Here is an 18,738-nt window from a genome sequence, read left to right as displayed (position 1 = left end):
GATCAGTCCGCCGACGCGGCGAACGCCCGCGCGCGCTCCGGCCAGTCGTCCGGCACGATGAAGCCTCGCGATTCCTCCACGAAATTTCCCGCTTCGTCGCGCGCGTAGGCGGCAACCATCGTCGGCGCGATCGTGCCTTCGAGACGCGCGCGAATCGCATCCGATTCCGCCATCAGCGTTTCGGCGGAATCCGCATCGAGCCGCCGCGACGCGAGCCACGCCATGCGCGGCTGCACGACCCACGCGCGCTCATCGTCCGACGCATTCGAGCGCGCGTCGCGCCATTCCGACGCCGTCAGCCACCATCCGCGCAGATGGTGCTCCCCTATTTCGCGCGCGGGCACGACCTCGTCGCCGCCGAGCCCGTGATAGAAAAGCCGGCCTTTGATGAACAACTGCGCCTGCCACGGACCGTCGAAGCCGAGCAACGCGAACTCGGCGCGCCGCGTCAGCGCCAGTTGATGCGTGAGAAGCCGCTCGTGCTTGATATCGAAGCGATCCTGCAGATTCGGCCCGACGTAGTTCGACAGACGCGCCGCGCGCGCCGCATCGCCGTCGCTATCGTCGATATGCAGGTAGAACTTCACCGCCAGCTCCCAGTGCAGCCGCGCGCCATCCGCCGATTCGAGCAGGAAATCGCATTCGCCGATGGTGCGCCGCTGTTGCCGCAACGGCACGTTCGCCGCGATGAGGCGCGCCGCCGGACCGTGCGCGAGAAAAAAGCGGATGAGGCTCTCGGCGTAGATGCCGAGGCGCGTGAACTTCGGATCGCGCGCGTGATCGTGCAGCGGCTGCGGCGCGGCATCGAGCGCCTTCAGCCACACGAGCGTCGCGTCGCGCTCCGCTGTCGACGCGAACGGATGCGCGAGCGCGGCGTCGCCTTCGCGCAGCAGATCGGGAGCGAACAGAAGCCAGGCGAGATCGCGAACCGTGACGTCGCCGAAACGATCGACGAGACGCGTGAGATCGCTCGCCCGGGCCGTCATCAGACGCCGCCCTTCTCTGCTCCTTGCTCGACGCCGAGCGCGGCGAGCGCCTCGCGATACGTATTGCGCGCGAGGCAGAGATCGGCCCACGCCTTCGACTTGTCCTGCAGGCTGCGCAGCAGATAAGCCGGGTGATACGTGACGACCACCGGCACGCCACGATACTCGTGCACGCGTCCGCGCATCGATGCGATGCTCGCCTCGTTCTTCAGCAGACTCTGCGCGGCGAAGCGTCCCATCGCGACGATGACCTTCGGCTTCACGAGTTCGACCTGCCGTTGCAGATACGGCTCGCAGCGCGCGACTTCGTCGAGCTCGGGATTGCGGTTGCCGGGCGGCCGGCACTTGATGACATTCGCGATATAGACGTTCGTCTGCCGCGACAGCGTGAGCGCGCGCAGCATGTTGTCGAGCAGCTTGCCCGCCTGGCCGACGAACGGCTCGCCTTGCTTGTCCTCGTTCTCGCCCGGCGCTTCGCCGATCAGCATCCAGTCGGCTTCGCGATCGCCGACGCCGAAGACCGTGTTCGTGCGGCGCTCGCACAGACGGCAGCGCTCGCAGGTCGCGACGCGTTCGGCGAGCGCATCCCAGCCGAGCGTGTGGATGTCGCTCGGGGCTTCCGCGGTGGCGGGCTCGACATGGAGCGGCGTTTCGTCGGTCCAGGGGAGATCGTCGTAGGCGTCGAGCGGCGGCGCGTCGGATTCGGGCTGTGCGGACTGGAGCGGCTTCGGCTCCGGCCGCATGTCGACGACGACGGGCGCGGGTGCTTCCGCCATCGTGGCGATCGCTTCAGGCGTGCGCTCTTCCTCGACCTTCGGCGCGGGCGCAAGCCCACGCCGTACCCAGACCGGCCCGATTCCCAACTCTTCGATCAGCATTTCATCGAGCGCCATGCGCAGTCTCCTCCGTAAACGACAGACGCATGACGATTGCGTCCTCGCGCGAGCGATGCCGCGCGGGGTAATAGTTCTTGCGGCGTCCGATGGCCGCGAAGCCGAAACGCTCGTAGAGCTGGATCGCGCGCGGATTGGACGGCCGCACTTCGAGCAGCACGCCTTCGAGCTTCTCCGCGCGCGTGATGCGGACCGCTTCGCGCAGAAGCGTCAGACCCGCCCCCGCCCGCTGCGCAGACGGTGCGACGCACAGATTGAGCAGATGCATCTCGTCGACGACGGGCATCAGCACGCAATAGCCGATCAGCGTGCCGGTCACATGGCGCAGACACACGCCGAAATAGCCATTGCGCAGCGAATCCTGAAAATTGCCGCGGCTCCACGGAAACTCGTAGGCGAGCTTTTCGACCGCGGCGACTTCGTCGAGGTCCGCTTCCGTCATCGGTGTGAGATACCGATCGGCCAGCAGCACGCCGCTCACCGAAGCGCCTCCTCGCGAGCCTGCATGCGTTCGGCCGTCGTCTGGGCGACCTTGTCGCGCACATATTCGGGCGCGGCGTGTTCGGGTGCGACCGCGCGCCCAGCCCGCCAGTCCCGCAACCCGATGAGCGCGACCGGCAACGCGTGCGGCAGCGCCTCGCGATCGACACGCGCGGCGGCGGCGAGCGCCGGCAGACGATCGCCGAATGCGGACGCGGCGTTGCCCGCGAGCGCGAACGGCACGTCGGGCAGAGGCAGCGCGCCGGGCGCATCGAGCGCGGCCGGATGCAGCGTGCGCCAGTCGCCGGCGGCGGCATCGAATTCGAAATCGGCCCAGTACGCTTCATCCATGCGGGCGTCCAGCGCCGCTAGCACGCGCGCCGGGATCGACGGATCGTTCAGGCGCGCGTGCTCCGCGCAGGCGAGCAGCGTGCCCACCGGCACGACCGGCACGTTCAAACCGAACGCCAGGCCTTGCGCCACGCCTGTCGCCGTGCGCAAGCCGGTGAAGGAGCCCGGGCCCGCGCCGAATGCGATCGCCGCGCAGTCGGCGAGCGCGAGCCCGGCGTCGGCGAAAAGCTCGCGCACGGCCGGCAAAAGGCGCGTGCTCGACACGGCGCCGGTCGCCTCGTGGCGAAACCACACGCGCGTGTCGCCGTTCACGTATTGAGGCGCGGCGGAGTTCGGAGTGGCGGCGAAAGCGCTGTCGGCGAGCAGGAGCGCGACGGAGCAAAATTCCGTCGAGGTGTCGAGGGCGAGCAAAACGGTGCGTGTCATAGCCGGTATTGTAATGCGGGACATGCGCCGGATTCGCGTGATCGGCGATACGCGGTCGACCCAATTCGCGTCCGCAAGGCGTCTGGAAGGCGTCCTCGGTTGGAGGAAAGCCTCGACCGGGCTCGCGCGTCTCGCTTGCTAAGATCGTCCGGTCCATCTCGATAACAACGGAGAACGCATGACCGACATCGATCAGCAATTCGCCCAAGCGCAGTCCGACGTGACTCAACTGCCCGAGCGTCCCGGCAATCTCACGCTGTTGCGCCTTTATGCGCTTTTCAAGCAGGCGAGCATCGGCGACGTGCAAGGCGAAAAGCCGGGCTTCACGGATATCGCCGGCAAATACAAATACGAAGCGTGGGCCGCGCTGCAAGGCACGCCCGCCGACGACGCCAAGGCACGCTACGTCGAACTCGTCGAATCGCTCAAGCGGGGCGAGGCGGCCTGAAGTTCCGGCCGGCGTCGGCCAGTTCCAGCGGACCGGCCGCGCCGTCCGATGCCCGAAGATGGCGCGGCGATGCGTCAAAATGTGGCGCAGTGCAGCAAATTCCGATATACTAGCGGTCAGCGCTCGATTGCGGGTGGCGAGCCTTCCGGCAAGTCCCACGCAGCAAGGCGCTTCGTAGCGTTTCGCTCCAATCCAGTTTAGAAACTGTCCCCTTCCTGCCAGGCCTTTGCGTCGCATTTGCGCGCAGCACGTTTCTCGGCCCGTCATGCATCAGGCTGACGTCAGCGCCCGTCGTTCTCTTCGGAACGATCGAGCCTGCCGTATCCGATACAGCTTCTAACAAAGATACTCGCCGCACGTTCGCGCGAGTAGCCTACGTTTTTCGATTTGCTCGCTGTTTCTTCGCTCGCTGAATCCAACGACCTGGGTATGCCGATTGGCGCCGACGCCTTATTCCTCGTTTCAAGGATCGACATGACTTCGAGCTTCACCGCTAGCCCGTTGGACAATCTCGCAGCAAACATTGGCATCACCCCCTCGGCCGATACCCCGACCACCGACGCACCCGCCGACAAGCCCGCCGGCCCCACTTTCGAATCGCTCGGCCTTTCCGCCGATATCGTGTCCGCGCTGACCGCTGCGGGCTACGAATCCCCGACGCCCGTGCAGCAGCGCGCGATTCCCGCCGCGCTCGCCGGCCGCGATCTGCTCGTCTCCAGCCCGACCGGTTCGGGCAAGACGGCCGCGTTCATGCTGCCCGCCATCGAAAAATTCGCGCAACTGCAAAAGCTGGAAGCGCAACAGCCGCGCGCGCCGCGCGACCCGAACGCAGCGCGTGGCCGCCGTCCGCAGCCGATCGCGCGCCCGAAGCTGCTCGTGCTCACGCCGACGCGCGAACTCGCGATGCAGGTTTCCACCGCCGCGACCACGTACGGCAAGCATCTGCGCCGCCTGCGCACCGTCAGCATTCTGGGCGGTGTCGCGTACGGCCAGCAGCTCATGCTCCTCGCGAAGAACCCTGAGATTCTCGTCGCGACGCCGGGCCGCCTGATCGACCATCTGGAACGCGGCCGCATCGACCTGTCGGAACTCAACATGCTCGTGCTCGACGAAGCCGATCGCATGCTCGACATGGGCTTCATCGAAGACATCGAGACGATCGTCGACGCGACGCCCGCCTCGCGTCAGACGCTGCTCTTCTCGGCGACCATCGATAGCAAGATCACGTCGCTGACCGGCCGGCTGCTGAAGGATCCGGAGCGCATCGAGATCGTCCAGAAGCTCGAAGCGAAGAGCAACATCGCGCAGACCGTGCATTACGTCGATGACCGCGATCACAAGGACCGCTTGCTCGATCATCTGCTGCGCGGCGAAGGCCTGGATCAGGCGATCGTATTCACGGCGACGAAGAGCGACGCGGATCTCATCGCCAACCGTCTCGCCGACGCGGGCTTCGAGTCCGCCGCGCTGCACGGCGATCTGCCGCAAGGCGCGCGCAACCGGACGATCCGCGCGCTGCGCGAGCGCCGCGTGCGCGTGCTGGTCGCGACCGACGTCGCCGCGCGCGGCATCGACATTCCGGGTATCACGCACGTCTTCAACTATGACCTGCCGAAGTTCGCGGAAGACTACGTGCACCGTATCGGCCGTACCGGCCGTGCTGGCCGCAGCGGCACGGCGGTGAGCCTCGTGCACTACGCCGAAATGGGCGCGTTGAAGCGCATCGAGCGTTTCGTGCGCGCGCCGCTGCCGGTGAACGTCGTCGCAGGCTTCGAACCGCGCAAGGCGCCGCCGAAGGGTGGTTTCGGCGGCGGCCGTGGCCGTCCGGGCGGTAACGGCGGTGGCCGTCGCTTCGGTGGCAATGGCGGCGGCAGCAGCAGTGGCCGTGGTTACGGTCCGGGCAACGCCGGCGGTTATGGCAACAAGTCGAATGCAGGTTCTCGCGAAGGCGGTTATCGCGATGGCGGCGGTTATCGCGGCGGCAACAGCGATGGCGGCTACCGTGGCGGCAACAGCGACGGCGGCTATCGCGGTGGCAATCGCGAAGGCGGCTACGGCTCGCGCGACGGCTACAGCGCACGCCGTAACGACGGCCCGCGCGCCCCGCGCCGCGGCAGCTAAGCTGCTTGCGGGAAGCGGTTCCTGATACCGCTTCCCCGTTGCGAAAAGAAAAACCGTTGCCTCGTGCATCGGTTTTTTTTCGCCCCGTCGCCATATTTCACCATGCGCAATGCTCTTTTGCGTCGCAAAAGCGGTGCTGCGCGGCACAAAACCGGCGGTTGCAAGATAGAAAACGCCGTTCCGCAATACGATATTGCGATCGTATCTCGTTGATTTTTAACAAGGAAAAATAAACCCGAAATCTCTGTCAGAGAGGTGTTTCGGAAAATCGCATTAGCCTAGACTCTTATATAAGAGTTGAGCAAACGCAGACGCCGATTCGGCGCCGCGCATGCGATTCAGGAACATCAGTCCAGTCTCAGGGAGATTCGCCATGACCTCACGTCAACAACAAGCCCAGCAACTCCAGCAGCAATGGGAAACCGATCCGCGCTGGAAGGGCATCAAGCGCGGCTACTCGGCGGATGACGTCGTGCGTCTGCGCGGCTCGGTGCAGCCGGAGCACACGCTCGCGCGACGCGGCGCCGAACGGCTGTGGGCATCGATCAACGACGAGCCGTTCGTCAACGCGCTCGGCGCGCTGACCGGCAATCAGGCGATGCAGCAGGTCAAGGCCGGCCTCAAGGCGATCTATCTGTCGGGCTGGCAAGTGGCGGGAGATGCCAACGTCGCGGGTGAAATGTATCCCGACCAATCGCTGTATCCGGCGAATTCGGTGCCGCTCGTCGTGAAGCGCATCAACAACACGCTCACCCGCGCCGATCAGATTCAATGGTCGGAAGGCAAGAATCCAGGCGATGAAGGCTATATCGATTACTTCGCGCCGATCGTCGCCGATGCCGAAGCGGGTTTCGGCGGCGTGCTGAACGCGTTTGAACTCATGAAGGCGATGATCGAAGCCGGCGCCGCGGGCGTGCACTTCGAGGACCAACTGGCGTCGGTCAAGAAATGCGGTCACATGGGCGGCAAGGTGCTCGTGCCGACGCGCGAGAATGTGGCGAAACTGTCGGCCGCGCGGCTGGCCGCGGACGTGTGCGGCGTGCCGACGGTGCTCATCGCCCGCACGGACGCCGAAGCCGCCGATCTCGTCACGTCCGACATCGACGACAACGACAAGCCGTTCCTCACCGGCGAGCGCACGGTGGAAGGCTTCTTCCGCACGAAGCCGGGTCTCGCGCAGGCAGTTTCGCGCGGCCTCGCCTACGCGCCCTACGCCGATCTCGTCTGGTGCGAAACGGGCAAGCCGGATCTCGAATACGCGAAGAAGTTCGCCGAGGCGATCCACAAGGCATTCCCCGGCAAGATGCTGTCGTACAACTGCTCGCCGTCGTTCAACTGGAAGAAGAATCTGGACGACGCGACCATCGCCAAGTTTCAGCGTGAACTCGGCGCGATGGGCTACAAGTTCCAGTTCATCACGCTGGCGGGCTTCCACGCGCTGAACTATTCGATGTTCAACCTCGCGCACGGCTACGCCCGTTCGCAGATGAGCGCGTTCGTCGAATTGCAGCAGGCCGAATTCGCCGCCGCCGACAAGGGCTTCACGGCCGTCAAGCACCAGCGCGAAGTGGGCACCGGCTACTTCGACGCGGTCACGCAGACGGTCGAGAAGGAAGCATCGACGACCGCTCTGCACGGCTCGACCGAAGACGAGCAGTTCTTCGACAAGAAGGTCGCGTAATACGGCTTCAGCAGGCGAATCAGGGAGAGTGGTGAAAGAAGCGGCGGTCCCGGCGCGCGCAGCCACGCGCCGGGGAACGCCGCTCGCTAGCGATACACGATCACCGGAATCTTCGTATGCGTCAGGACGCGCTGCGTTTCGCTGCCGATCAGCAGACTGCCGAGACCGCGCCGTCCGTGCGACGCCATCAGGATCACGTCGCAACCGTTTTGCTCCGCCGCCTCGATGATGCCGATATACGGCGCGGCATCGATGCTCGTCACGCTCGTGCAGGGCACGCCGGCGCTTTCCGCGGCGCGCTCGACCGCGCGCAGATGTTCGCGGGCTTCGTTCTCGGCGCGGGCGTGAAAATCGTCGGGCGGCTCGACGGCGACATCGGCGAATGGCGAATACGGATACTGAGGCAGGCACGCGTAAGCCGTGATGCGCGCACCGACGGATTGCGCAAGATCGATCGCGCCGTCGATGGCCTTTTGCGATAGCTCCGAGCCGTCGGTCGGCACGAGGATGTGTTTGAACATGGCGTCCTCCCCCGTCAGTTGATGGTGCGTGATTCCATTGTAGTAACGGGCGCCGGCGCAGAGCAATTTCGATGTACCCGCGCGGCGATGCGACGCCGCGCATAGGATTCCGAAGCTTTCACCGGCTCGCAGTCAACCCCAATATCCCGTCGCGTTATAGGTATGTTTGAGCAAATCGAGAAACAATCGCACGCGCAACGGCAGATGCCGCCTCTGCGGAAACACCGCGTGAATGCCGATCGGCGGCGCGGCGTACGCATCGAGCACGCTGACGAGGCGGCCAGCGTCGATGTCATCGCCGACTTCCCACCACGAGCGCCACGCGAGACCGCGGCCTTCGAGACACCATTCGTGCAGCACGGCGCCGTCGGAGCATTCCATCGTGCCGGAAACCTTGATCGTGACAACCTTGCCGTCCTGCTCGAACACCCAGCCACGCTGCTGATTCGCCGACGCGCCGAGTGCCAGGCAATTGTGATGCGCGAGCGCGGCGAGATCGGCGGGCTCGCCACGTTTTTCCAGATACTCCGGCGACGCGACGCACACGCGCCGGTTCTCCCCGAGCTTCAAGGAGACCAGCGACGAATCCGGCAACTCGCCGAGACGCACGGCGCAATCGAAGCCTTCGTTGACGAGATCGACCATGCGGTCGGTCAGATCGAGACTCACGGAAACGTCCGGATGCAAGGTCGTGAACTTCGGCACGAGCGGCGCGACGTGACGCCGTCCGAAGCCCGCCGGCGCCGAGACGCGCAAATGCCCGCTCGCCTTCACGCCGCCCGCCGACACGCTCGCCTCCGCGTTCTGCATGTCGTTGATGATGCGCTGGCAGTCCTCGAGAAACGCGGAGCCTTCGAAGGTCAGCGTGATTCGGCGCGTCGTACGCACGAGCAGCTTCACGCCGAGCCGCTCTTCGAGCGCATCCAGCCTGCGTCCGATGACGGCCGGCGCGATGCCCTCCGCCTGTGCCGCCGCCGACAGGCTGCCCTTCGCCGCGACCGAAGCGAAGGTTTCTATCTGCTTGAATCGATCCATGCGCGTTCGTCGTCAATATCGGTGTTGAACCACAGATTAGGTAAGTAAAAGTAAAAGATCAAGTGATGCTGCGGTGCTTTTTCCATCACTTAGATCACGAATACAATCGATTCCGACTCTAAACGGAGCGCAAGGCTATGTCGGCCATAACGACACACGCATCGTCCAGCGAATTTTCCCGCGAGTTGTCCAAGCTCCCCCGCGCAGTCATCTTCGACGCTTACGGCACGCTTTTCGACGTCCACTCGGTCGTCGCGGCGGCCGAGCAGCTCTTTCCCGGCCACGGCGACGCACTCTCGAAGCTCTGGCGCCGCAAGCAGATCGAGTACACGCAACTGCGCACGCTCGCCGATCCGTCGGGCGCGCACTACGAGCCGTTCTGGACAATCACGATCGATGCGCTGCGCCACGCGGCTGCACGCCTGAACCTCGCCGATGCGCTCACGAGCGCCGCCGAAAAGCGCCTGATGGACGAATACGCGTGCCTTTCCGCGTTCCCCGACACGCTGCCCGCGCTCAGATCGTTGCGCGACGGCCTCGCCATTCCGCTCGCGATTTTGTCGAACGGCAATCCGCCGATGCTCGACATCGCCGTGAAAAGCGCCGGCATGAGCGGCCTCTTCGATTACGTTCTGTCGGTCGATGCAGCGCGCGCCTACCAGCCCGCGCCCGCCGCCTACGCGCTCGGCACCCGAGCCTTCGACGCCAGCGCGCGCGACATCGTATTCGCGTCGAGCAACGGCTGGAATGTCGCCGGCGCAACATGGTTCGGCTACACGACTTTCTGGATCAACCGCGCCGCGCTGCCGCCCGAGGAACTGGGCGTCGCGCCGCACGGCAGCGGCCGCGGCATGGCCGATCTCATCGCTTTCATCGAAGGCGGCGCGGTGCGCGCCGTCGCCAACTCTCGCCGGATCACGCAGCCGAAAAGCAGGCAGCGCAACGCTTCACGCACAACCACTAGCAAAACCGTCTGACCGACCAAGGAGAAAACCATGACGCATCCATCGAATCCGCTTTCGCTTCCGAAAGGCATGGCCATCTCAGCCGATATCAAGCCCGGCTACGAGACCATCCTGACGCCCGAAGCGCTCGCGTTCGTCGCGTCGCTGCATCGCCAGTTCGAGCCGCGCCGCCAGCAATTGCTCGCGGCGCGCGTCGAGCGCACGAAGCGTCTCGATGCGGGCGAGCGCCCGAGCTTCCTCGAAGAAACGAAATCGATCCGCGAAGGCGACTGGAAGGTCGCGCCGCTGCCGGCAGATCTTCAATGCCGTCGCGTCGAGATCACCGGTCCGGTCGAGCGCAAGATGATCATCAACGCGCTCAACTCCGGCGCGGATTCCTACATGACCGACTTCGAGGATTCGAATGCGCCGAACTGGGACAACCAGATCGTCGGCCAGGTCAATCTGAAGGAAGCCGTGCGCCGTACGATTTCGCTCGAACAGAACGGCAAGTCGTACAAGCTCAACGACAAGATCGCGACGCTGATCGTGCGTCCGCGCGGCTGGCATCTCGACGAAAAGCACGTCACCGTCGATGGCGAGCGCGTGTCGGGCGGCATCTTCGATTTCGCGCTCTTCCTGTTTCACAACGCGAAGGAGTTGATCGCGCGCGGCAGCGGTCCGTACTTCTATCTGCCGAAGATGGAAAGCCATCTCGAAGCGCGTCTGTGGAACGACATTTTCGTCGCGGCGCAGGAGGCCATCGGCATCCCGCGCGGCACGATTCGCGCGACGGTGCTCGTCGAAACGATTCTCGCCGCGTTCGAGATGGACGAAATCCTGTACGAGCTGCGCGAGCATAGCTCGGGGCTCAACGCGGGCCGCTGGGATTACATCTTCTCGGCGATCAAGAAGTTCAAGAACGACACGGACTTCTGCCTCGCCGACCGCGCGAAGATCACGATGACGTCGCCCTTCATGCGCGCCTATGCGCTCGAACTTTTGAAGACATGCCACAAACGCAATGCGCCGGCGATCGGCGGCATGTCGGCGCTGATTCCGATCAAGAACGATCCGGCCGCGAACGACAAAGCGATGGGCGGCGTGCGCTCCGACAAGGCGCGCGACGCCTCCGACGGCTACGACGGTGGCTGGGTCGCGCATCCGGGCCTTGTGCCGGTCGCGATGGAAGAGTTCGTGAAGGTGCTCGGCGACAAGCCCAACCAGATCGATAAGCAGCGCACCGACGTGCAGGTGACGGCGCACGATCTGCTCGACTTCCGTCCGGAAGAGCCGATCACCGAAGCGGGCTTGCGCAACAACGTGAACGTCGGCGTCCACTATCTCGGTTCGTGGCTCGCGGGCAATGGCTGCGTGCCGATCCACAATCTGATGGAAGACGCCGCGACCGCCGAAATCTCGCGCTCGCAGGTGTGGCAATGGATCCGCTCGCCGAAGGGCAAGCTCGACGACGGCCGCAAGGTCACGGCATCGATGGTGCGCGAGATCACCATCGACGAACTGGAGAAGGTGAAGCAGGCGGTCAGCGCGTCGGGCGCGGACACGAAGCCCTACGAACGCGCGGCGAAAATCTTCGAGGAAATGTCGACTTCGGCGCACTTCACCGAGTTTCTGACGCTGCCGCTGTACGAGGAAATTTGAGCATTTCGTGCCGTCTCGCGCACGAACGGAAAACGGCCTTCGGGCCGTTTTTTCGTCTGGCACGCCGCATGGATCGCGCACGGCGTGTGCTACATTGCGCATCGTCTTTTCAACGATTCAACCGTGGAGCGCACTCATCGTGCGAACGACAGCATGAGCAATATCCAGCTCGATATCGAATGGACCGAAGCGGCATCGCGCAAGATCGAAAAACTGATGCCGCGCAACGCGAACAAGGACTCGTATCTGGCGCTGCCGCCCGTCGAATGCCTGCCGATGGAAGGCGACGTGCTGTTCCTCGGACCGTCCGGCAAGCAGCAGCCGTTCATCGTCGCGGAGCGCCAGTATCATCACGACGGCGACGCCGACTGGACCATCATCCTGATCCTCGACGTCCCACAAGAAACGCATTAAAAGCGCTGTCCGGTCCGTCAGAGAATCTTGCTCGCGACACGGACTTCGCCGTGCTCGCACAAGTCCGGCGATTTGGCGCGGAACGTCTGGATGTGCGCCGTTTCGCCGTGCTTCGCGAGCGCGGCCTCGCTCTCCCAGCGCTCGACGAAGATAAAGCGCCGCGGCTCCTTCAGGTCGCGGTGCAAGTCGTATTGCAGCGCACCCGCCTCCTTGCGCGTCGGCTCGACGTTCGCTTCCAGCACTTCCCTCAGTTCCTCTTCCTTGCCCGGTTTGGCAACAAAGATCGCGACGACGGCAACTTCCGACATGAGCTTCTCCTTTCTTACTTGAACGATGGAAGCACGAGCATAACCGCGCATCGCGCATGTCGCCGAAAACGCCCGATCTGCAAGCCAAAGAAAAAGCCCGCGTTCCAAGAGAAACGCGGGCAAAAACCGTCGCCCTACGAGGATAGGCGACGGGGCCATCGGGGTTCGCGCAGCGCGAACCAATCGTCTGTTTGTCAGGTACAACGTGCGTGATACGCGCGCTTCGTGGAACTTCCGGCGGGTGATTTACGCCACTGATGCAATGTACTGTCCGGGCGTTCATTTCTATAAGCTTTTGCGCACATTTCCCGATAGAAAGAATTGTCTGCGCAATATTTACGCGTCGCTCGCATTTCCGTGCGCGCTGAAAAAATCGTTTGCGCGCCCGGCGGCGGCATCGACGGCGTAAAAAAACCGCCTCGCGAAGGAGGCGGTTTCTGCGGATCGGTGCGGAAAACGATCAGCTGATCTGGTCGGCGAGCAGCGCCATGATCTGGCGAGCTTGCGGCGACGAATCGACTTCGCCCTTGTCGTCGACGATCGCCACGCGCGTTTGCTGCTCGGTGACGGCGCGCACGTTGACCTGATACTGCTTCGCCTTCATTTCCTTGCGGCCGTGGAACACCTGGCTCCAGAAGCCTTGTTCCGCCGACGACTTGTCCGTCGGATCGACGTAGCGCACGTAATAGACGCCCTTGCTGCGGTCGCGGTCGTCCACCGTGAAGTTGGCGCGATCGAGCGCGATGCCCACGCGCAACCACGCGCGGTCGTACGCTTCCGGCAAGGTCAGTTGCGACGATGCGGCCTCGGGCACGACTTCGTTGCGGATCGGCGAATTGCCCGCGTACGCGGCGTTCTGCGCCGCGACCGACGCCGCCTTCGCATCGCCGCCCTTCGCGGCTTGCGCGCCCGCAGCACCGGCGGCCGGGGCGTCGAGCGGCGTTGCGCCGCCGGAAGCCGCCCGCTGGTCGGCCAGCGAGAGCGAGGACATCAGGCGCTTGAGGTATTCGTTCTCGAGCGCGGGATCGTTCGGGCGGGCCTGCCACTGGCTCGTGTCATTGTTCACGCCGGTCAGCGCCTCGCGCATGCCCTTCTGGCTGATGAACACATACGTGCCGCCGTTCGGCGCCGCTTCGAGACGCGTGCGGTACTTGTTGCGCTCGGCCGTGACATACGAGTTGCCCGTTGCCTTGGCGAGCGTGTCGCGGATCAGGCCGTCGGAAATCTGCGGATGGGTTTCGTTCCAGTCCGTTTCCATCACGCCCTTGTCGCGCTGATCGACGACGAGCAGAAAGCCCTGCTCCTGCCAGAAACGGCGGACCTGCGGCCACACCTGATCGGGCGTCTTGCCATCGACGACGAGCCAGCGCTCGGTGCCGTCGCGCTGAACGCGCATGCCCGACACCGGCGGAACCACCGTGGGCGCGTTCGGTGCGACTTTCTGAATCTGCTGCAGATCGGACAGCGATGCCTGCCCGCCCTGCGGCGGCAATGAACGCTGATCGGCCGCTTCGTCGAGCAGGTTCGGCGGCACGGCGAGAGACACCTGTTTCGAACGCTGATCGCTCTTGTAGTTGAACGCGTTGGGATTGGACGAGCCACATCCCGCCACGATTCCGGCCACCGCGAAAAGCGCAGCCATCCGCTTCGTTACACGAAAATCTGTCATTTGGAGAAGTCCTTCCGCTACGCCACGGGCGTTCTTCCGTGGATCAACCCGTTATTTTACCGGTCCGCCGTGCGCCGTGACAAAAAAGAGGTCACGACGGCTTCCGGCAAGGCTGCGCAGCGCGCCCATTAAACGTTGCCTTTCAATGACGAAAGCAGACTACGCGCAGCCAAAAGGCGCGCCTCAAACTTCCATTTAAGCCGCTCCGCATCGAATTGACAATTTATGACAATCGCGAAAAACGGCAATTCGGCTTTTCGATCTGCGTAACCTTTTGATTCATAGAGACTTCTTTTTCTCCTGCGCGCATCCGCCCGTTTCGCGCGGAAAACATCGACGTGTATCAGTTTTTTCTGACTTCCTCCTAAAATCGCATCTCGAAAATAAGAAGAGTCCTAATTAACGGAGAGAACGTCATGAGAAAAATCAGAATTCCTCACTACGCGACCGCGTGCCTGACCATTCTGGCGATCGGCGCGTCGGCTAATGCCCACGCGCAGCTCGGTGCCGCCGGGCGCGCGTCGAGCGCATCGCAGGGCGATGTCGTGCATCAGGCGCAGAGCGGCCTCGTGAAATTCCACGAAACGACCGATGCCGACGGCATCGTCGTGCGTGAGTATGTCGATTCGAGCGGCACGGTGTACGCGGTGTCCTGGCGCGGCCCGGCGATGCCGGACGTCCGCACGCTGCTCGGCAGCCATTTCGAGACGTTCAGGCAAGGCGCGAGCGCGTCGGTCGGCGATGCGGGCCTGCATGCGGCGCACGTCGCCGCGGGCGATCTCGTCGTCGAAAATCGTATGCGGCTGCGCGAATTCATCGGCCGCGCATGGCTTGCGAGCGCCCTGCCGCCGGGCGTCAGCGCAACGGACATTCAGTAAGAGGCCCGCCATGAACCCACGCGCCCTTCTCTCGATCGCCGCACTCGGCACTTGCGTTCTGCTTCACGCCTGCGGCGGCGGCGGAGGTTCGGACGGCGGCTCAAACGGCAGCGCCGCCGCGTCGCCTCACCAGGCCAGCGCGCCCCAGACGGCCAGCGCCGCGACGCCCGCGAGCGCGGCGTCGTCCCCATCCACCGGCACGACCGTCGCGCAATCGACGACGCCCAACGTCCAGATCATCCATGTTTCCAGCACGCCGACCAACACGCGCAACATGCTGCAAACCAGCGTGACGATCTGCGTGCCGGGCACGGACACATGCCAGACCATCGACGACATTCAGGTCGATACCGGCTCGCACGGCTTGAGAGTGCTGGCGTCCGCACTCAGTCCGTCGATCGCGTTGCCGCTCGTCGCGGGCGGCAGCCAGAGCGCGATCATCGCGGAATGCGCCGTGTTCGGCTCAGGCTATACGTGGGGCGCGGTCCGCACGGCCGATATCCGGCTCGCGAGCCAGGTCGCGCGCTCGACTTCCGTGCAACTGATCGCCGACTCCGCCGCAGGCAACGCGGCGCAGGACTGCGGCCAGTCCGGCCTGCCGATGCTCTCCGCGTCGAGCCTGCGCGGCAACGGCATCCTCGGCGTCGGACCGTTCACCGCCGACTGCGGCGCGGGATGCGCGACCTCGGCGATGCCGCGCTGGTACTACAGCTGCATCTCGGGCAACTGCACCGCGAGCAAGCTGGCGGTCGCGCAGCAGGTGACCAATCCGATCGCGAACTTCGCGTCGGACAACAACGGTGTGCTGATCGAGCTGCCCGACGTGCCGGATAGCGGCGCATCGGCGGTCACGGGGACGATGACCTTCGGCATCGGCTCGCAGTCGAACAATCTGCTCGGCTCGGCCACGGTGCTCAAGGCGAGTTCGCTGTCCGGCTACGTCACGACGGATTTCGGCGGCAGCCAGTACGGTTCGAGCTTCATCGACAGCGGATCGAACGGCGTCTTCTTCCCGTCGGCGACGCTCGCGAAGTGCGGCGCGTGGTATTGCCCGTCGACGCCGACGACGATCGCCGCGACGATCCGTTCGTCGAGCGGCGCGCAGAGCGCGGTGAGCTTCACCATCGCGCAATCGACGACCTTGTTCGGCACCGGCCACTTCGCCTTCGACAATCTCGCCGGCTCCGCGAGCGGCTTCTTCGACTGGGGCTTGCCTTTCTTCTACGGACGGCGCGTGTTCACGGCGCTCGCAGGACGCCCGACGCCCGCAGGACCGGGACCGTTCTACGCGTTCTGAGTCCGCAAACGAAAAAACCGTCTCCGGTCTCCCGGAGACGGTTTTTATCGGTTCCGCGTCGCGACTACGCCTTGCTCTCTTCGTCGAAGATTTTCTGCGCGAGGTGGAACGCCGAATTCGCCGCCGGCACGCCGCAGTAGACCGCCGTTTGCAACAGCACTTCCTTGATCTCGTCTTGCGTGACGCCGTTGTTCTTCGCGGCGCGCAAGTGCAGTGCGAGTTCTTCGCTGCGATTGAGCGCGACCATCATCGCGATCGTGATGAGGCTGCGCGTGTGACGCGGCAGGCCGTCGCGCGTCCAGATTTCGCCCCACGCATAGCGCGTGATGAAGTTCTGGAATTCGGTCGTCAGCTCGGTGCGGTTTGCAAGCGAGCGGTCGACGTGCGCGTCGGACAGCACCGCGCGGCGCACTTTCATTCCGGCTTCGTAACGTTCGTCGTCGGTCATCTTTATTCTCCGAGGAAGTCGAGGACGGCGCGCGTGTAGTCGTCGCGCTTTTCGATGTTCGACAGATGCGCCGCGTCCAGTTCGACGTAGCGCGAGCCGCCGATATAACCCGCGAGCTCGCGGCCCTGCTCGGCCGTCGTCGACAGATCGTGCGTGCCCGCAATCACAAGCACGGGCAATGCGATGGTCTTCGCTTCGTCGCGCAGGTCGGCGTCGCGGATCGCCTCGCAGTTCGACGCGTAGCCGTCGCCGTTGGTGTGGCGGAACACGTCGCGGATATTCGCGAGTTCGAGCTGCTCACGCTCGATGAAGGGCGCGGTAAACCAGCGCGCGATCACGGCGTCGGTCAGCGCGGGCATGCCGCCCGGCTCGCGCGCTTTCGCGGCGCGCGGCGTCCACACGGCGTCCGAGCCGATCAGCGCGGCGGTGTTCGACAACACCACGCGCGAGAAGCGCTCCGGATGACGCGCCGCCAGCCCGATGCCGGTCAGCCCGCCCATCGACAGGCCGCAGTAGTTCGCGCGCTCGATTTTCAGATGATCCATCAGGCCGATCACGTCGCCGATCAGCTGATCGATCGTGTACGGGCCCGGCGGCACGTCCGAATGACCGTGGCCGCGCGTGTCGTAGCGCACGACGCGATAGCGCGCGGCGAACGCCTCGATGTTCGGCGTCCACATCGAGACATCGGCGCCGAGCGAATTCGACAGCACGAGCCACGGCGCGTTGTCGCCCGCCGTCGCGTCGATGCGATAGTGAATCCGTGTTCCGTTGACTTCGGCAAGAGGCATGTTTTTACCGCTCCTGTGTGTTCCTGCTTATTTCGAGTGAGCGTTCGCGATGGCGGCATCGACGAACGCCTGCGCCTGCCCGACGTAATTCGCCGGATCGAGCAGCGATTTCAGTTGATCCTGCGAAACATGACGCGTGACGGTTTCGTTCGAGAAGAGTTCGTCGAAGAGCGACGTGCCGTTCGCCACCGACGCCTTCGACGCGCCTTCGACGAGCTTGTGCGCGTCGAGCCTGCCGATTGCGTCGCCGAGCGCGAGCATCACCGCTTCGCCGAGAATCAGTCCGTTGGTCACGTCGAGATTGCGTGCGAGCCGTTCGACATTGACTTCCATCGACGGAACGATGCCCACGATGTTCGACAACGCGCCCGCCGTCAGACGCGCGAGATCGGGCAACGCTTCCCATTCGGCCTGCCAGCCGCCGAGCGCGCGCTCGTGCTCCTGGACCATGCCCGCGAAGATCGTCGCGACGAGATTCGGCGCGCGCGTCGCGGCGGTCAGAACGGCCGCGCAGCCGACTGGATTGCGCTTGTGCGGCATCGTCGACGATCCGCCCTTGCCTGCGGCCGCCGGTTCGGCGACTTCTCCGAGCTCGGTCTGCATCATCAGCGAGACATCGCGCGCGATCTTGCCCAGCGTGCCCGTCAGCATGCCGAGAAACGACGCGGTTTCCGCGATGCGATCGCGCTGCGTGTGCCACGGCAACGCGGGAAGCGCCAGCTTCAGGTCCTGCGCAAGCGATGCCGCGACCGGCAAGGCCTTGTCGCGCAGACTCGCGAGCGTGCCCGCCGCGCCGCCGAATTGCAGCACGAGCGCGCGCGACCTCAGTTCGCCGAGGCGCTCGCGATGACGCGTCACTGCATCGAGCCATTGCGCGAACTTCAGGCCGAGCGTGATCGGCAGGGCCTGCTGAAGCCAGGTGCGGCCGATCATCGGCGTGTTTTTGTGGGCTTGCGCCTGCGTGGCGAGCGCATCGGAGAGCGAGCGCAGATCCGCATCGATCAGATCGAGAAACGCGCGCAATTGCAGCACGACGCCCGTATCGATGATGTCCTGACTCGTCGCGCCCCAATGCACGTACTTGGCTGCTTCGGCGTCGCGCGCCTTCACGACGGCCGTCAGTTGCTTGACGAGCGGAATCGCGAGATTGCCGCCCGCCGCGGCGCCGGTCATCAGCGCATCGGCGTCGATGTTATCGGCATCGCAGGCGGCGACGATCGCATCCACCGCGCCCGACGGAATCACGCCATGCAGCGCGGATGCGCGCGCGAGCGCGGCTTCGACATCGAGCATGGCCTGCACGGTCGCGCGCGGCGACCAGATCTCGTTCGCGGCGGCGTTGCCGCAAATGAGATCGGTCAAACGTCCGGTCGATGAAAACATGT

General features: G+C 64.5%; 20 protein-coding genes. 8 read left to right on the top strand and 12 right to left on the bottom strand.

Annotated features, from left to right (window positions below; genetic code table 11):
* Positions 1-2: 2 nt before the first annotated feature.
* The 4 genes from NCS67_RS05130 to tsaB are packed head-to-tail and all read right to left on the bottom strand — an operon-like array spanning position 3 to position 3,136.
* Positions 3-986 carry a DUF1853 family protein gene (locus NCS67_RS05130; RefSeq protein ID WP_250434554.1) on the bottom strand — a complete coding sequence of 328 codons (984 nt, stop codon included), beginning with the start codon at positions 984-986 and terminating at the stop codon, positions 3-5.
* A complete protein-coding gene (locus NCS67_RS05125) occupies positions 986-1,879 on the bottom strand; it encodes a uracil-DNA glycosylase (RefSeq protein WP_250434551.1) in 894 nt (297 codons plus the stop codon). Before NCS67_RS05125 ends, NCS67_RS05130 begins: the two co-directional genes overlap by 1 nt.
* Entirely contained in the window at positions 1,866-2,360 is a 495-nt protein-coding gene (rimI, locus tag NCS67_RS05120; protein WP_008350138.1) for a ribosomal protein S18-alanine N-acetyltransferase, read from the bottom strand. The genes NCS67_RS05125 and rimI overlap by 14 nt, the downstream gene beginning before the upstream one ends.
* Positions 2,357-3,136, bottom strand: coding sequence for a tRNA (adenosine(37)-N6)-threonylcarbamoyltransferase complex dimerization subunit type 1 TsaB (gene tsaB, locus NCS67_RS05115; protein ID WP_244808014.1), 780 nt, complete (start codon positions 3,134-3,136; stop codon positions 2,357-2,359). The genes rimI and tsaB overlap by 4 nt, the downstream gene beginning before the upstream one ends.
* A 178-nt stretch (positions 3,137-3,314) precedes the next feature.
* Here tsaB and NCS67_RS05110 point away from each other — a divergent pair, with 178 nt between their 5' ends.
* The 3 genes from NCS67_RS05110 (at position 3,315) to aceA (ending at position 7,386) form a co-directional block, all read left to right on the top strand.
* Positions 3,315-3,584: an acyl-CoA-binding protein gene (locus tag NCS67_RS05110; protein WP_008350142.1), complete on the top strand. Its 270-nt coding sequence runs from the start codon at positions 3,315-3,317 to the stop codon at positions 3,582-3,584.
* A 474-nt stretch (positions 3,585-4,058) separates the two neighbouring features.
* The gene (locus NCS67_RS05105) at positions 4,059-5,705 is read left to right on the top strand and encodes a DEAD/DEAH box helicase (protein ID WP_008350144.1); all 1,647 of its coding nucleotides are present in this window, start codon (positions 4,059-4,061) and stop codon (positions 5,703-5,705) included.
* 373 nt (positions 5,706-6,078) lie between these two features.
* Positions 6,079-7,386, top strand: coding sequence for an isocitrate lyase (gene aceA / locus NCS67_RS05100; RefSeq protein WP_034472017.1), 1,308 nt, complete (start codon positions 6,079-6,081; stop codon positions 7,384-7,386).
* An 86-nt stretch (positions 7,387-7,472) separates the two neighbouring features.
* On the opposite strand, the gene NCS67_RS05095 is transcribed toward aceA, so the two are convergent.
* Both NCS67_RS05095 and NCS67_RS05090 read right to left on the bottom strand, forming a co-directional pair.
* Positions 7,473-7,907: a universal stress protein gene (locus NCS67_RS05095; protein ID WP_008350148.1), complete on the bottom strand. Its 435-nt coding sequence runs from the start codon at positions 7,905-7,907 to the stop codon at positions 7,473-7,475.
* Between the two features lie 132 nt (positions 7,908-8,039).
* Positions 8,040-8,942, bottom strand: coding sequence for a LysR family transcriptional regulator (locus NCS67_RS05090; protein ID WP_034472020.1), 903 nt, complete (start codon positions 8,940-8,942; stop codon positions 8,040-8,042).
* 137 nt (positions 8,943-9,079) lie between these two features.
* Here NCS67_RS05090 and NCS67_RS05085 point away from each other — a divergent pair, with 137 nt between their 5' ends.
* The 3 genes from NCS67_RS05085 to NCS67_RS05075 all read left to right on the top strand — a co-directional run bounded on the left by NCS67_RS05085 (position 9,080) and on the right by NCS67_RS05075 (position 11,962).
* A complete protein-coding gene (locus NCS67_RS05085; protein ID WP_250434549.1) occupies positions 9,080-9,919 on the top strand; it encodes a haloacid dehalogenase type II in 840 nt (279 codons plus the stop codon).
* 18 nt (positions 9,920-9,937) lie between these two features.
* Positions 9,938-11,548, top strand: coding sequence for a malate synthase A (gene aceB, locus NCS67_RS05080; protein ID WP_175979967.1), 1,611 nt, complete (start codon positions 9,938-9,940; stop codon positions 11,546-11,548).
* Positions 11,549-11,701: 153 nt separating this feature from the next.
* Positions 11,702-11,962 carry a hypothetical protein gene (locus tag NCS67_RS05075; protein ID WP_008350156.1) on the top strand — a complete coding sequence of 87 codons (261 nt, stop codon included), beginning with the start codon at positions 11,702-11,704 and terminating at the stop codon, positions 11,960-11,962.
* 17 nt (positions 11,963-11,979) lie between these two features.
* On the opposite strand, the gene NCS67_RS05070 is transcribed toward NCS67_RS05075, so the two are convergent.
* Together NCS67_RS05070 and bamC are read right to left on the bottom strand one after the other, a co-directional pair.
* Entirely contained in the window at positions 11,980-12,270 is a 291-nt protein-coding gene (locus NCS67_RS05070; protein WP_008350158.1) for a putative quinol monooxygenase, read from the bottom strand.
* Positions 12,271-12,730: 460 nt separating this feature from the next.
* The gene (gene bamC, locus NCS67_RS05065; RefSeq protein WP_034472024.1) at positions 12,731-13,939 is read right to left on the bottom strand and encodes an NlpB/DapX family lipoprotein; all 1,209 of its coding nucleotides are present in this window, start codon (positions 13,937-13,939) and stop codon (positions 12,731-12,733) included.
* 416 nt (positions 13,940-14,355) lie between these two features.
* Here bamC and NCS67_RS05060 point away from each other — a divergent pair, with 416 nt between their 5' ends.
* Positions 14,356-14,817 carry a DUF2844 domain-containing protein gene (locus tag NCS67_RS05060; RefSeq protein WP_008350161.1) on the top strand — a complete coding sequence of 154 codons (462 nt, stop codon included), beginning with the start codon at positions 14,356-14,358 and terminating at the stop codon, positions 14,815-14,817.
* A 126-nt stretch (positions 14,818-14,943) separates the two neighbouring features.
* Here NCS67_RS05060 and NCS67_RS05055 read toward each other — a convergent pair whose 3' ends face one another.
* Positions 14,944-15,093 (bottom strand): hypothetical protein, encoded by a 150-nt coding sequence (locus tag NCS67_RS05055; RefSeq protein WP_250434547.1) that lies wholly within the window; start codon positions 15,091-15,093, stop codon positions 14,944-14,946.
* On the opposite strand from NCS67_RS05055, the gene NCS67_RS05050 reads away from it, so the two are divergent.
* Positions 15,092-16,114, top strand: coding sequence for a DUF3443 domain-containing protein (locus tag NCS67_RS05050; RefSeq protein ID WP_250434545.1), 1,023 nt, complete (start codon positions 15,092-15,094; stop codon positions 16,112-16,114). The genes NCS67_RS05055 and NCS67_RS05050 overlap by 2 nt on opposite strands.
* Before the next feature lie 64 nt (positions 16,115-16,178).
* On the opposite strand, the gene pcaC is transcribed toward NCS67_RS05050, so the two are convergent.
* From pcaC to NCS67_RS05035, 3 genes are read right to left on the bottom strand one after another with little or no spacing between them, the layout of a single operon-like run.
* Complete coding sequence (gene pcaC / locus NCS67_RS05045; protein ID WP_008350165.1) at positions 16,179-16,562, bottom strand: 4-carboxymuconolactone decarboxylase; 384 nt, start codon at positions 16,560-16,562, stop codon at positions 16,179-16,181.
* A 2-nt stretch (positions 16,563-16,564) separates the two neighbouring features.
* The gene (pcaD, locus tag NCS67_RS05040; RefSeq protein WP_175979964.1) at positions 16,565-17,353 is read right to left on the bottom strand and encodes a 3-oxoadipate enol-lactonase; all 789 of its coding nucleotides are present in this window, start codon (positions 17,351-17,353) and stop codon (positions 16,565-16,567) included.
* A gap of 27 nt (positions 17,354-17,380) precedes the next feature.
* On the bottom strand, positions 17,381-18,736 hold the full coding sequence (locus NCS67_RS05035) for a 3-carboxy-cis,cis-muconate cycloisomerase (protein ID WP_244808010.1): 1,356 nt from the start codon (positions 18,734-18,736) through the stop codon (positions 17,381-17,383).
* Positions 18,737-18,738 lie beyond the last annotated feature (2 nt).

The sequence above is a fragment of the Caballeronia sp. ATUFL_F2_KS9A genome (assembly GCF_023630765.1).
GTDB classification, from domain to species: Bacteria; Pseudomonadota; Gammaproteobacteria; order Burkholderiales; family Burkholderiaceae; genus Caballeronia; species Caballeronia zhejiangensis.
This window is presented reverse-complemented; position numbering and strand designations above follow the sequence as displayed.

What these genes read in the sequence shown, in the direction of transcription:
- NCS67_RS05095 (WP_008350148.1), bottom strand. Translation starts at nt 7,907, where the DNA reads ATGTTCAAACACATCCTCGTGCCGACCGACGGCTCGGAGCTATCGCAA.
- NCS67_RS05035 (WP_244808010.1), bottom strand. Translation starts at nt 18,736, where the DNA reads ATGTTTTCATCGACCGGACGTTTGACCGATCTCATTTGCGGCAACGCC.
- NCS67_RS05090 (WP_034472020.1), bottom strand. Translation starts at nt 8,942, where the DNA reads ATGGATCGATTCAAGCAGATAGAAACCTTCGCTTCGGTCGCGGCGAAG.
- NCS67_RS05050 (WP_250434545.1), top strand. Translation starts at nt 15,092, where the DNA reads ATGCTGCAAACCAGCGTGACGATCTGCGTGCCGGGCACGGACACATGC.
- tsaB (WP_244808014.1), bottom strand. Translation starts at nt 3,136, where the DNA reads ATGACACGCACCGTTTTGCTCGCCCTCGACACCTCGACGGAATTTTGC.
- pcaC (WP_008350165.1), bottom strand. Translation starts at nt 16,562, where the DNA reads ATGACCGACGACGAACGTTACGAAGCCGGAATGAAAGTGCGCCGCGCG.
- NCS67_RS05085 (WP_250434549.1), top strand. Translation starts at nt 9,080, where the DNA reads ATGTCGGCCATAACGACACACGCATCGTCCAGCGAATTTTCCCGCGAG.
- NCS67_RS05110 (WP_008350142.1), top strand. Translation starts at nt 3,315, where the DNA reads ATGACCGACATCGATCAGCAATTCGCCCAAGCGCAGTCCGACGTGACT.
- bamC (WP_034472024.1), bottom strand. Translation starts at nt 13,939, where the DNA reads ATGACAGATTTTCGTGTAACGAAGCGGATGGCTGCGCTTTTCGCGGTG.
- aceB (WP_175979967.1), top strand. Translation starts at nt 9,938, where the DNA reads ATGACGCATCCATCGAATCCGCTTTCGCTTCCGAAAGGCATGGCCATC.
- NCS67_RS05130 (WP_250434554.1), bottom strand. Translation starts at nt 986, where the DNA reads ATGACGGCCCGGGCGAGCGATCTCACGCGTCTCGTCGATCGTTTCGGC.
- NCS67_RS05105 (WP_008350144.1), top strand. Translation starts at nt 4,059, where the DNA reads ATGACTTCGAGCTTCACCGCTAGCCCGTTGGACAATCTCGCAGCAAAC.
- pcaD (WP_175979964.1), bottom strand. Translation starts at nt 17,353, where the DNA reads ATGCCTCTTGCCGAAGTCAACGGAACACGGATTCACTATCGCATCGAC.
- NCS67_RS05055 (WP_250434547.1), bottom strand. Translation starts at nt 15,093, where the DNA reads ATGTTGCGCGTGTTGGTCGGCGTGCTGGAAACATGGATGATCTGGACG.
- NCS67_RS05070 (WP_008350158.1), bottom strand. Translation starts at nt 12,270, where the DNA reads ATGTCGGAAGTTGCCGTCGTCGCGATCTTTGTTGCCAAACCGGGCAAG.
- NCS67_RS05075 (WP_008350156.1), top strand. Translation starts at nt 11,702, where the DNA reads ATGAGCAATATCCAGCTCGATATCGAATGGACCGAAGCGGCATCGCGC.
- NCS67_RS05060 (WP_008350161.1), top strand. Translation starts at nt 14,356, where the DNA reads ATGAGAAAAATCAGAATTCCTCACTACGCGACCGCGTGCCTGACCATT.
- NCS67_RS05125 (WP_250434551.1), bottom strand. Translation starts at nt 1,879, where the DNA reads ATGGCGCTCGATGAAATGCTGATCGAAGAGTTGGGAATCGGGCCGGTC.
- aceA (WP_034472017.1), top strand. Translation starts at nt 6,079, where the DNA reads ATGACCTCACGTCAACAACAAGCCCAGCAACTCCAGCAGCAATGGGAA.